General features: G+C 62.3%; 12 protein-coding genes and 1 tRNA gene. 7 read left to right on the top strand and 6 right to left on the bottom strand.

The window, feature by feature from the left end:
• Positions 1-79 precede the first annotated feature (79 nt).
• Positions 80-367, bottom strand: a complete 288-nt coding sequence (locus NKJ80_RS13250) for a YiaA/YiaB family inner membrane protein (protein ID WP_023698730.1) — start codon at positions 365-367, stop codon at positions 80-82.
• A 111-nt stretch (positions 368-478) separates the two neighbouring features.
• Positions 479-1165: a PspA/IM30 family protein gene (locus NKJ80_RS13245; RefSeq protein ID WP_023715889.1), complete on the bottom strand. Its 687-nt coding sequence runs from the start codon at positions 1163-1165 to the stop codon at positions 479-481.
• A gap of 107 nt (positions 1166-1272) precedes the next feature.
• Between NKJ80_RS13245 and NKJ80_RS13240 the strand changes: the two genes are divergently transcribed.
• Both NKJ80_RS13240 and NKJ80_RS13235 read left to right on the top strand, forming a co-directional pair.
• Positions 1273-1881: a TetR/AcrR family transcriptional regulator gene (locus NKJ80_RS13240; protein WP_023815302.1), complete on the top strand. Its 609-nt coding sequence runs from the start codon at positions 1273-1275 to the stop codon at positions 1879-1881.
• 103 nt (positions 1882-1984) lie between these two features.
• Complete coding sequence (locus NKJ80_RS13235) at positions 1985-3946, top strand: acyltransferase family protein (protein ID WP_081740621.1); 1962 nt, start codon at positions 1985-1987, stop codon at positions 3944-3946.
• A 101-nt stretch (positions 3947-4047) separates the two neighbouring features.
• On the opposite strand, the gene NKJ80_RS13230 is transcribed toward NKJ80_RS13235, so the two are convergent.
• Positions 4048-4123 (bottom strand) — tRNA-Ala (locus NKJ80_RS13230).
• 148 nt (positions 4124-4271) lie between these two features.
• Here NKJ80_RS13230 and NKJ80_RS13225 point away from each other — a divergent pair.
• Entirely contained in the window at positions 4272-4562 is a 291-nt protein-coding gene (locus NKJ80_RS13225; RefSeq protein ID WP_023668602.1) for a YggT family protein, read from the top strand.
• Positions 4563-4575: 13 nt separating this feature from the next.
• On the top strand, positions 4576-4887 hold the full coding sequence (locus NKJ80_RS13220; protein ID WP_023698733.1) for a DUF167 family protein: 312 nt from the start codon (positions 4576-4578) through the stop codon (positions 4885-4887).
• A gap of 3 nt (positions 4888-4890) precedes the next feature.
• On the opposite strand, the gene NKJ80_RS13215 is transcribed toward NKJ80_RS13220, so the two are convergent.
• Genes NKJ80_RS13215 through NKJ80_RS13205 form a run of 3 tightly spaced genes read right to left on the bottom strand, consistent with a single transcriptional unit; the run spans position 4891 to position 7661 of the window.
• Positions 4891-5772 (bottom strand): MurR/RpiR family transcriptional regulator, encoded by an 882-nt coding sequence (locus NKJ80_RS13215; protein WP_023681445.1) that lies wholly within the window; start codon positions 5770-5772, stop codon positions 4891-4893.
• A 48-nt stretch (positions 5773-5820) separates the two neighbouring features.
• Positions 5821-6888 (bottom strand): ABC transporter ATP-binding protein, encoded by a 1068-nt coding sequence (locus NKJ80_RS13210; RefSeq protein ID WP_023698734.1) that lies wholly within the window; start codon positions 6886-6888, stop codon positions 5821-5823.
• A gap of 2 nt (positions 6889-6890) precedes the next feature.
• Complete coding sequence (locus NKJ80_RS13205) at positions 6891-7661, bottom strand: SDR family oxidoreductase (RefSeq protein ID WP_023688835.1); 771 nt, start codon at positions 7659-7661, stop codon at positions 6891-6893.
• A gap of 178 nt (positions 7662-7839) precedes the next feature.
• Here NKJ80_RS13205 and NKJ80_RS13200 point away from each other — a divergent pair, with 178 nt between their 5' ends.
• The 3 genes from NKJ80_RS13200 (at position 7840) to NKJ80_RS13190 (ending at position 11094) form a co-directional block, all read left to right on the top strand.
• Positions 7840-9072 (top strand): ABC transporter substrate-binding protein, encoded by a 1233-nt coding sequence (locus NKJ80_RS13200; protein WP_023736814.1) that lies wholly within the window; start codon positions 7840-7842, stop codon positions 9070-9072.
• A 331-nt stretch (positions 9073-9403) separates the two neighbouring features.
• Entirely contained in the window at positions 9404-10273 is an 870-nt protein-coding gene (locus NKJ80_RS13195) for a carbohydrate ABC transporter permease (protein ID WP_352497695.1), read from the top strand.
• Positions 10270-11094: a carbohydrate ABC transporter permease gene (locus NKJ80_RS13190; RefSeq protein ID WP_023668609.1), complete on the top strand. Its 825-nt coding sequence runs from the start codon at positions 10270-10272 to the stop codon at positions 11092-11094. Before NKJ80_RS13195 ends, NKJ80_RS13190 begins: the two co-directional genes overlap by 4 nt.
• Positions 11095-11116: the final 22 nt, after the last annotated feature.

Below are 11116 nucleotides of genomic sequence, written 5' to 3'. Positions count from 1 at the left end.
CATTGGGCAAGACCGGTGAAAATCCTGACTGGATTGATCAGCGGTCTTGCGCGTTGAGCCTTGTTTAGCGGGAACCCGGTTACACTTCGTTACTGCGGCTGACTTCCATCAGCAACTTCTCGGTCTTGGCGTCTTCCAGCCGGTTGATGAAGCGGCTTGCCTCTTCCGAGTCGCGCAGTGTCTTGGTGATGGTGATCGAGGTGTGCACGAGCATGATGGCGGCCATCGCATAAAACCCCTTGGCGGCGAAGCTCGCCTCCATGAAGTAGATGCCGCCGGCCATCATCGTGGCGGCAAAGGCGAAACTGGCCATGGTGAAGGTCTTCCAGGCGCTTGAGTCCTTGGGGGAATAGGTGTTCGGGGTCATCGATATGGTCCTTTCGTTTCAAGGTTAGGTTGGTTGGGCGTGGGTCTGTTTCAGGCTGGATACAATCAGGCCGGATACAATCAGACTGGATAACAATCAGGCCGGGTACGATCAGGCCGGCTTGGTCATGGTCTTCGTGAGCCGTTCGAGCACGGCGTCGGCGCTGCTTCTCAGCGGCGCGCCGCAGCCGGCGGCCGCAAGCTTCTCTGAGACCGCGGCAGGATCGCCCGACTGTTCCATCTCGGCCATGGCGGCCGCGGTGGCGTCGATCTGCTTTTGCCTGGTGCGCAGGCGCAGCAGCGTCTCCTCGGCGTCCCTGAGCGCCGACAGGCTGGAGCCGGGCGCGCTTTCTCGCAGGCGCTGGGTCGAGTCGACCGCGGCAACGATGCGCTGGCCGCGCTGCAATTCGCGCAGGCGCATTTCGGAGACGCGGATAATCCGCTTGAGACGCTCGATCTCGGTGCCGAAGCTTTTCTGCGCCTCGGCGGAGGCGTCGCGTTCGGCTTCCAGCATGGCGATGGTTTCGGCGGCTTCGCGGGCCAGTTCATTCTGTCCCTGCTCGATCGCGGCGATCGTGCGCTTCTCCAAATCGTCGATGCGGAGGACAAGCTTCTTGAACTGCGCGAGTTCCTGTTCATTCTGGGCGATGGCAATTGCAACCGCCCGGCGGGCGGCCGCGATAGCGTCGGCGCAATCGCGGATCTGCTGGCGCAGGATTATCAGCGCGTTGCGGTCGACGACCGCCTCGGCGGCTTCGTAGCTTCGGCCGCGAACGAGAGCAAAAAACTGTTTCAACATTTCCGTTTCTCCTCTATGAACGTTGTTCATGAGGCAAAGTAGCACATTGCGAACGGCGTTCAAGGAGAAAATGAACGGTGTTCATGATTGCGCATAAGAGAAGGTTAATGGCCGCAAAACGGGACGCCAAACGCGAGGACCTCAAAGGCAGGCTGATCGAGGCCGCGCAAGCGCGCATCCAGTCCTCGGGGCTCGCCGGTCTGCGTGCGCGCGACATCACGGCCGATGCCGGCTGCGCTCTGGGCGCGCTCTACACCGCCTTCGCCGACCTGGACGAGCTCATCCTGCACGTCAATTCGATCACACTGGCCAGGCTGGGGGCGGCCCTGCAGCAAGAGGCGACCGGCGTCGCCGAGCCAAGGGCAAGGCTGAAGGCGCTGGCCAAGGCCTATCTCGGCTTCGCCCGCGACAACCGCATGGCGTGGAAGGCGCTGTTCGAGCACCGTATGGCGCCAGGCGTGGCGGTGCCCGAATGGCATCTGGCCGAACATGCCGTGCTGATCCAGCATCTGGTCGAGCCGCTGGCGGCGCTGCTCCCGGCGGCGGCAACGCCGGAGCTTTTGGCCCGCGCGCGCACGCTGTTCTCCGCCGTGCATGGGATCGTCGCCATCTCGCTCGAAGACCGTTTCATTGGCCTGGCGTCCACCGACCTCGAAAGTGAGCTGCTGGGTTTCGTCGGCACGCTGGTGAGCGGACTGGAGACGGAAAGGGAATGAACTGCTGCGATCGGCTCTTGCCTCACGGCACTCTGCCCTTATGAAGATCGTGGCGCGAACTGCCGGTTGATCCAGGCCGGCTGAGACTGTTGGGGGATACCCGGTGACAATCGATCAGAACCGTCGGTTTCGACCCGAAATACAAGGGTTGCGCGGACTGGCCGTCGCTCTGGTCGTCGTCTTTCACCTGTGGCCCCATGCTCTTCCCGGCGGATATATCGGCGTCGACGTCTTTTTCGTCATCTCTGGCTATCTGATCACCGGGCTGCTGGCGCAGATGGCGCTGCGCGACGGTCGCGTCTCGCTGATCGAATTCTATTCGCGACGAATCCGCCGGCTCCTGCCAGCAGCGATCCTGGTTCTATTGGTGACGCTGCTCGGTACGCTGCTGTTCATTTCCAAGGCGCGCTGGGAGGAAACGGCCAACCAGATCCTGGCCAGCGCGCTCTATGTCGAGAACTGGCGTCTGGCCCACGAGGCAGTCAGCTATCTCGACGCCGACAATCTGCCGACGCCGGTGCAGCATTACTGGTCGCTTTCCATAGAAGAGCAGTTCTACATCGTCTGGCCGGTGCTCATGATCGGCGTGATCTGGCTGGCGCGGCGATGGCATCTCTCCTTGCGACGATGCTTGGCGACGACATTGTCGCTCGTTTTCCTGGCATCGCTGGCCGCCTCGGTCATCCTGACGAAAACGGATTCGGCACAGGCCTATTTCGTCAGCCATACACGCCTGTGGGAATTGGCGTTGGGCGGCCTGCTGGTGCTTGGCGAGCACCGGTTCCGCCTGGGCGCGGGTGCAAGCCGGGTGATGGCGCTTGCCGGCACCGCCGGCATCCTTGCCTCCGCTCTTCTGTTTTCAGCGGCGACACCGTTCCCTGGCCTCAGTGCGTTGCTGCCAACCCTGGCCACCGTGCTCATCATCCTGGCTGGCGAAGGCCAAGCCGGTCGGTTTCGTGGGCTCGATTTGTGGCCGCTTCGGTTCATCGGCGATAGGTCCTATTCGATCTATCTCTGGCATTGGCCGTTGATCACATTCTTCCTGGGACAGGGCTTTTCGCTGACCTTTGCCAGTGGTGCCGGCCTGATTGCGGTGACTGTGGTCCTGTCGGACCTGTCTTATCGCTATGTCGAACAACCCTGCCGGCAATCCCGGGGTGCCTGGTGGAAGCCGCTGGGATATGGCACCATCGCGGTGCTGGCATGCGTGGCGGCATCCGCGGGGCTTCTGCATTTCGTGACGACGCAACCCACCGACATTACGCTGATCGGCACAGCTGCCTACCCCGGGCCTGCCGCCTTGCTGACCGGCGCGACGATTCCGGACGATGTGGACCTCCTGCCGCCGCTGGCCCGGCTAAGGCGGGACGTGTCGGGTTTATTCTCGGCGGGATGTCAGCAAAACTTGAAAGGAGCGAAACCGGTGGGATGTGTGCTGGGCGACCCTGCCGGCACGAAAACCATCGTCCTCGTTGGCGATTCCCACGCTGCCCAATGGGGTCCAGCCTTGAACAAGATCGCCAGGGACCGCAAATTCAAACTGGTTTCTTTCTCGAAATCCGCCTGCGCATTCGCGCGTGCGCCTACCAAGTCGGACGGCAAACCGTATCCATCTTGCTACGAGTGGAGGGAGAAAGTGCTGGCTGAGGTTTTAAAGCTCAGGCCGCTCGCCGTCATCACCAGCCAGTCCAACGCCGGATCGGTTCCGGATGACCTGATGATCGAGGGGCTGCGCAATGTCTGGAGCGAACTGACCGAGGCAGGTTCGCAGATCATCGTCATCCGCAACACGCCCTTGATGCGATTCGAACCCGGCGATTGCCTGAGCGCCACGCCCGCAAAATGCTCCACCAAAAGAAGCGACGCCGAGCTCAACAACCTGTTGGCGCTTGCCGCGGAGGGTCAGAAAAACGTGCGCGTCGTCGATATGACTGACGCTTTGTGCGGACCGGAACTATGCCCGGCGGTCGTCGGCAATATGATCGTCTGGCGCGACACCGGTCATTTGACGGCCACCTATTCGCTTGCGCTCGCGCCTTATCTCGCCCCCAGGCTCGGCCTGTGATGCGATTCCCAAAGCGAAAGGGCCTCGCGCTTTCCCAAGTTGCTCCAGCAGGCACAGAGTCCAGATATTTTTCGGGACGAGCAAAGAAATGGAAATTCCGCTGGTGGAGCTGAGGAGGATCGAACTCCTGACCTCGTCATTGCGAACGACGCGCTCTCCCAGCTGAGCTACAGCCCCGTCCAGCGGATGGCGCATTTATCGAAGGCTGCGGTTTCCTGTCAAGGCGGGGTTTTGCCGAAATCCCTTGTGCCCGATGCTTGTAGGCGACCGGCCCTTGCCGGTTTCGCGCTCAATGGCTACATGTCGGCAACAATCGGAGACCGGCATGCTCGCCCTCATTCAAACAATCGTCATGGCGCTGGACCTGTACTGGTGGGTCATCATCGCCTCGGCGATCTTTTCCTGGCTCTATGCGTTCAACGTCGTCAACTCGCGCAATCAGTTCGTCGGCAGCATCGGCAACATGCTCTACCGGCTGACCGAGCCGGCGCTGCGTCCAATCCGTCGGTTCATGCCCGACCTTGGCGGCGTCGACATCTCGCCGATCATCCTGCTTCTGCTCCTGTTCTTTCTCAGGCAGCTCATTCTCACCACCATAGCGCCGCTGGTCCTGTGAACCTGACGGCGGCATGAGCGCGCCATTCCGCTTGCGCGCCGACGGCATCGACCTGTTTATCCGGCTGACGCCGAAGTCTTCCGTGGACAGGCTCGGAGGCGTGGAGACGATGGCCGACGGGCGCAGCCATTTGAAGGCGCGCGTGCGCGCCGTGCCGGAGAATGGCGCGGCCAATCAAGCATTGCAAAGACTTGTCGCCAAGGCGCTGGGAGTTCCCGCATCGGCGGTGTCGGTCGTTGCTGGCGCTACCGCTCGCTTGAAGACGCTACGCGTGAATGGCGATCCGGCGGCGCTGGTGACGAGCATCAAAGCGCTCGGCCGTTAGTCCTCAATCCCCCAGCGGCAACTTTGGATCGTCGACCTTCAGCGTGTTCACGCTCTGCTTGATGCGGCGCAGGTTTTCCAGAACCCTTGGTCCGCGCGTCTCGGCCACCGAGGTGACGATCATGTCGACGATCGAAAGCAGCGCATAGCGCGACGAGGTCGGCTTGTAGATGTTGCCGTCCTCCAGCGACTGGAACTGGATGACGGTATCGGCGGCCTTGGCCAGCGCTGATTCCGGCGGGGTTACGGCGATGGTGGTGGCGCCATATTGCTGGGCCACCTGCACGGCGTCGATCACCGAGCGCGCATAGCCGGACACCGAGAACGCGATCAGCGTCGTCTCCGATGTGGCGACCGCGGCATACATGCGCTGCAATTGCCCGTCGATCTGCGCCAGCACCGGCACGCCGAGCCTAAACAGCCGGTTCTGCATCTCGGTCGCCATCATCGAGGAAATGCCGCCGGAGCCGATGCACAGCACATTGCCCGAACTGACGATGCGCGCGGCCACGCCCACCAGCGTCTTCATGTCGAGGTTTTCGCTGGCGCGCTGGATGGCGGCGATTGCCGCTTCGGTGATGGCCGACGCAATGCGCTGCTCGCGCGCGTCCCGGTTCAGCGGTTCGGGCGATAGATACTGGCCGCCAATGGCGATCGCCTGCGCCAGGTAGAATTTGAAATCGCGCAGACCCTCGCAGCCGAGATTGCGGCAGAAACGGGTGACCGTCGGCTCGCTGACGCCGACGCGCGCGGCAATTTCCGAGATTGCCGCCTTGGAGGCAAAGTCGAGATCTGTGAGCACGAGACCGGCCAGGCGGCGGTCCGATTTGGTGCCGTCCTGCGACATCAGCTGCAGGCGCGTGATGATGTCGGCCGGCGTTTTCATTTCTGGGTTGTCGTCTTCATCGTGGTATTTTCGTTTTCATGCCGGCGCTCATAGCGGCAGGCCTGTCGCCGTGTCGAACAGATGGATGTTGCCCGGCGCTACCGAGACCGGCAGCAGTTCACCCGGCTTGACCTGGATCCGGTCGCGGAACACGGCGCGCACCGTGTCGGCACCGATCGCACCATAGACATGGGTTTCCGAGCCGGTCGGCTCGACGACATCGACCTTGATCGCCATCGCGTCGACAGCCTCGCCGATGACGAAGTGTTCGGGCCGTATGCCGGCCTCGACCGTGCTGCCAGCCGGCACCGTCTTGCTGCCGAGCGCCAGTCGCCCTCCGCCGGCCGATTCGAACCAGCTTTTCTCGGGCGTCGTCTTCAGGGCGCCGGAGACAAAACTCATCGACGGCGAGCCGATGAAGGAGGCGACGAATTTGTTGGCGGGACGGTCGTAGAGTTCCAGCGGTGCGCCGACCTGCTGGATCTTGCCGCGGTCCATCACCACGATGCGGTCGGCCATGGTCATGGCCTCGATCTGGTCGTGGGTGACATAGACGATGGTCGATTTCAGCCGCTGGTGCAGCGCCTTGATCTCGGTGCGCATCTGCACGCGCAGTTGCGCGTCGAGATTGCTGAGCGGCTCGTCGAACAGGAACACCGAGGGTTCGCGCACGATGGCGCGGCCCATTGCGACGCGCTGGCGCTGGCCGCCCGACAGTTCCCGGGGATAGCGGTCGAGATAGGAGAACAGGTTGAGGACGCCAGAGGCCTTTTTCACCTTGGCGTCGATTGCCGTGCGGCTTTCGCCGCGGATCTTTGGGCCAAAGCCGATGTTGTCGGCCGCTTTCAGGTGCGGAAACAGCGCATAGGACTGGAAGACCATCGCGATGTTACGCTGCTGTGGCGGCAAATCGTTGGCGCGCACGCCGCCGATCAAGAGGTCGCCTGCGGTGATCGGCTCCAGCCCGGCCAGCATGCGCAGCAAGGTCGACTTGCCGCAGCCGGAAGGGCCGACCAGCACGACGAACTCGCCGCTCTTGATGTCGAGGCTGATGTTTTCGAGGATCTTGTGGCGTCCGAAGGATTTCGACAGGTCACGGAACTCGACATCGGTCATGGTCAGGCTCCCAATATGTCGTCGATGAAGGGCAGGAAGCCGGCGGTCAGTCCGGCGTCGACCGGCACCACCGCGCCGGTTATCCCCGATGCGCGATCCGAAACAAGGAAGGCCACCGCTTCGGCCACTTCCGTGGCGTCGACGATGCGGCCGAGCGGATAGAGCCGCTTGAGCTTGCCGAGAACATCCGGGTTCTTGGCCAGCCGATGGTCCCATGCGGCGGTGCGGATCGAGCCGGGGCAGACGACATTGGCGCGCAGCCCGTTGCGGCCGAGTTCCACAGCGACCGCTTTGGCATAGGCATTGATGCCGGCCTTGGCCGCGGCATAGGCCGGGTTGCCGAAGTGGGCGATGGCGTTGACGGAAGAGATGAAGACGACGCTGCCCGAACCGCGCGCGGCCATTGCCTTGATCAGCGGATCGGCGAACAGCATCACCCCGGTCAGATTGAGGTCGAGTTCATGCGTGATCTTGTCGGGGGTCAGCGCTGCAAGAGTCTCGGCGCGCGTCCAGCCGGCATTGTTGATCAGGATGTCGGGCACGCCGTCTTTCTCGAGGATCGCCGTGATCGCGGCATCGGTGGAGATCCGGTCGAGAAGGTCGAAGACGTGGCGCGACGCCAGATGCGGACTGCCGAGCTGGTCTTGCGACTGGTCGCAGCCGACGACGCGCGCGCCTCGTTCGGCCAGCAGCGCCACAATAGCCGAGCCGAGCCCGCCGCCGGCGCCGGTCACCAGCACGGTCTTGCCTGCGAATTCGGCCGTTGAAACCACGCTGCGCGCCTCCCTGGGATCTACGATAATCGGAAAACGCTATTTTAAGAAATGTAATTAAGCAACAGGATAATCCGCTTGCACAGCGCGAAATCATGGATAATGTAGGAAAGTCACATAAAGCCGTGGCCGCCTCAAAGCCGCAAGAGTGCAGACGCAATCAAATGGGAGAGATCGAATGAAGCTTGCAAAATGGACTGTCGGCGTGATGGCCGGAATGAGCCTGCTCGCCCTGGCCGCGCAGGCAGATGCCGGCGAGGTGCGCGTAACCGTCGCCGAATACAGCGCCAAGACCGGCCCGTATTTCGAAGCGGTGAAAAAGGAATTCGAGGCAGCCAACCCGGGTATCACCGTCAAGTTCGAAGTTGTGCCGTGGGACGTGCTGCTGCAGAAGCTGACCACCGACATCACGGCCGGTACCAATGCCGACCTGTCGATCATCGGCACCCGCTGGCTGATCGATTTCGTCCAGCAGGATGTCGCCGAGCCGCTCGACGCCTACATCAAGCCAGACTTCAAGGACCGCTTCATCGACACCTTCCTGTCGCCGTCGATCATGGAGGGCAAGACCTATGGCCTGCCGATCGCGGCCTCGGCGCGCGCCATGTACTACAACAAGGAATTGTTCGAGAAGGCCGGAATCGCCAACCCGCCGGCAACCTGGACCGAGTTGCAGGAGGATGCGCGCAAGATCAAGGCACTGGGCACCGGCACGTTCGGCTTCGGCCTGCAGGGCAAGGAGATCGAGACCGACGTCTATTATTATTATGCGATGTGGTCGCAAGGCACCGAGATTCTCAACAAGGATGGCACGTCGGGCCTCGGCACGCCGGGCGCGCTCGAAGCCGCCAAGCTCTACAAGTCGATGATCGACGAAGGCCTGACGGAACCCGGCGTCACCTCCAACAACCGCGAGGACGTCCAGAACCTGTTCAAGCAGGGCAAGGTCGGCATGATGATCACCGCGCCCTTCCTGTCCAACCAGATCAAGGACGAGGCGCCGAACCTGAAATACGGCGTGGCCGCTATCCCCGCCGGACCGACCGGCGCGCGCGGCACGTACGGCGTCACCGATTCCATCATCATGTTCAAGAATTCCAAGAACAAGGATGAGGCCTGGAAGCTGCTCGACTTCCTGTTCACCACCGAACAGCGCGCCAAGTTCACGCAAGGGGAAGGCTTCCTGCCGGTGAACAAGGAAGAGGCCAAGATGGACTATTACGTCAACAATGCCGATCTGGCAGCGTTCACCGCGCTGCTGCCCGACGCCCGCTTTGCGCCGGTCATCCCCGGCTGGGAAGAAGTCGCCCAGATCACCTCGGATGCCATGCAGAAGATCTATCTCGGCGGCGACCCCGAGGCAGGCTTGAAGGAAGCGGCTGCCAAGGCCAACGCCGTGATCAAGAAATAGGGCGTATCTCCCTGCGCCCGGCGCGCCCCTGAGACCGGGGCGCGCCACACTTTCCTCTCCCTCCGGAGGGGGAGAGGTGGCTCGGCGAAGCCGAGACGGAGTGGGGGAACCACCTGGCAACCGCCGCGAACGGACATAGGAAGGGCAATAGGGGCAAACATCACCTCGCCTTGCGCCCCAAGGGTCGACCCCCCGAGCTTCGCTCGACACCTCTCCCCTGATCGACGGGGGAGAGGAAAGGCATTCTTCTGAAGCGCTGCTAAAGACCGATATGCAAGATTGATCCGAGCTGGCGTGCCAGCGCCACAGAACCACGGTACAAAACCGGCCGATGCAAAATCGCTTCTTGCCCTATCTGCTGACCTTGCCCAGCCTGTTGCTGGCGGCGGTCGTCATCTTCTGGCCGGTCTGGGACCTGATCCAGATATCGACGCATGACGTCAGCCGCTTCGGCCAGCTGCGCGACTTCAACGATTTCGCCAATTATTCCGCCTTCCTCGCCGATCCCGATTTCCTGGCGGCACTCTGGCGCACCGGCCTGTGGACCGTGCTGGTGGTCGGCGGCGCGCTGCTGTTGTCGGTGCCGGTGGCGATGATCCTCAACACCGATTTCTACGGCCGCGGCATTGCCCGCGTCATCATCATGCTGCCCTGGGCGGTGTCGCTGACGATGACGGCGGTGGTCTGGCGCTGGGCGCTCAACGGTGAAAGCGGCATGCTGAACTCGGCGCTGATCGGGCTCGGCCTGATCCATGAAAACATCCAGTGGCTGGCGCGCGCCGAGACGGCATTCCCGATGCAGGTGCTGATTGGCATATTGGTGACGGTGCCGTTCACCACGACCATCTTCCTCGGCGGCCTGTCGTCGATCCCCGACGACCTCTACGAGGCGGCGGCCCTGGAGGGGGCGACGCCGCTGCAGCAGTTCCGCGAGATCACCTTTCCGCTGCTGAAGCCGTTCATCAACATCGCCATCGTGCTCAACACCATCTACGTCTTCAATTCCTTCCCGATCATCTGGGTGATGACGCAGGGCGGGCCGGCCAACTCGACCGACATATTGGTCACCCATCTCTACAAGCTGGCCTTCCGCATCGGCAAACTGGGTGAAGCATCGGCGGTGTCGCTGCTGATGTTCGCCATCCTTTTGATCTTCACCATGATCTATGTGCGGCTTGCCATGCGGGAGCAGCGCACATGACGCCCAAGCTGAAGCGTACGATCATCGCCTGGCTGCTGCTTTCGCCGCTGCTCGTGGTGACGATCTTCCCCTTCGCGGTAATGTTTTTGACCGCGGTCAAGCCGCGGCAGGAGGTGCTGTCGCCGACCTGGTGGCCAAGCGAATTCCACTGGTCGAATTTTGCCGACATGTGGGTGGCGACCGGCTTTGGCCAGGCGCTGGCCAATTCGCTCTATGTCTCTGTTATCGCCACCGTCGGCGCCATCCTGATCTCGGTGCCGGCCGCCTATGCCATGTCGCGGTTTCGCTTTGCCGGGTATGGCGCCTTCCGCCAGTTCCTGCTGATCTCGCAGATGATCTCGCCGATCGTGCTGGTGCTTGGCCTGTTCCGGCTGATGGCCGCCTGGGGCCTGATCGAATCGACGACGGCGCTCGGCGTCATCTACATGGCTTTCAACGTCGCCTTCACCGTGTGGATGCTGCAGAGTTATTTCGACACCATCCCGCGCGATCTCGAGGAAGCAGCGTGGATGGAGGGCGCCGGCCGCTGGCTGACCTTGCGAAAAGTGTTTCTGCCGCTTTGCCTGCCGGCAATCGCGGTCACCGCCATCTTCACCTTCATCAACGCCTGGAATGAGTTCGTCGTTGCGCTCACAATGCTGCGCAGCCAGGAAAGTTACACGCTGCCGATCCAGGTGTTCTCGCTGGTCGCCGGCCGCTACACGATCGAATGGCACCATGTAATGGCGGCGACGCTGCTGGCGACGCTGCCGGTGGCAATCCTGTTCATCTGGCTGCAGCGCTATCTCGTCCGCGGGCTGGCGCTCGGGGCGGTCAAATAACGGCGCCATTCACAACGGAGCT

It is taken from the genome of Mesorhizobium sp. M0030, assembly GCF_040323695.1.
Taxonomy (GTDB): domain Bacteria; phylum Pseudomonadota; class Alphaproteobacteria; order Rhizobiales; family Rhizobiaceae; genus Mesorhizobium.
Note: the sequence above shows the minus strand (reverse complement) of the source record. Positions and strands in the feature narration are given on the sequence as shown.

Bases quoted from the DNA above. Each gene is read 5' to 3' on its own strand.
- NKJ80_RS13225 (WP_023668602.1), top strand. From the start codon at position 4,272: ATGCTCGCCCTCATTCAAACAATCGTCATGGCGCTGGACCTGTACTGG.
- NKJ80_RS13215 (WP_023681445.1), bottom strand. From the start codon at position 5,772: ATGAAAACGCCGGCCGACATCATCACGCGCCTGCAGCTGATGTCGCAG.
- NKJ80_RS13210 (WP_023698734.1), bottom strand. From the start codon at position 6,888: ATGACCGATGTCGAGTTCCGTGACCTGTCGAAATCCTTCGGACGCCAC.
- NKJ80_RS13250 (WP_023698730.1), bottom strand. From the start codon at position 367: ATGACCCCGAACACCTATTCCCCCAAGGACTCAAGCGCCTGGAAGACC.
- NKJ80_RS13245 (WP_023715889.1), bottom strand. From the start codon at position 1,165: ATGTTGAAACAGTTTTTTGCTCTCGTTCGCGGCCGAAGCTACGAAGCC.
- NKJ80_RS13240 (WP_023815302.1), top strand. From the start codon at position 1,273: ATGGCCGCAAAACGGGACGCCAAACGCGAGGACCTCAAAGGCAGGCTG.
- NKJ80_RS13220 (WP_023698733.1), top strand. From the start codon at position 4,576: ATGAGCGCGCCATTCCGCTTGCGCGCCGACGGCATCGACCTGTTTATC.
- NKJ80_RS13190 (WP_023668609.1), top strand. From the start codon at position 10,270: ATGACGCCCAAGCTGAAGCGTACGATCATCGCCTGGCTGCTGCTTTCG.
- NKJ80_RS13200 (WP_023736814.1), top strand. From the start codon at position 7,840: ATGAAGCTTGCAAAATGGACTGTCGGCGTGATGGCCGGAATGAGCCTG.
- NKJ80_RS13195 (WP_352497695.1), top strand. From the start codon at position 9,404: ATGCAAAATCGCTTCTTGCCCTATCTGCTGACCTTGCCCAGCCTGTTG.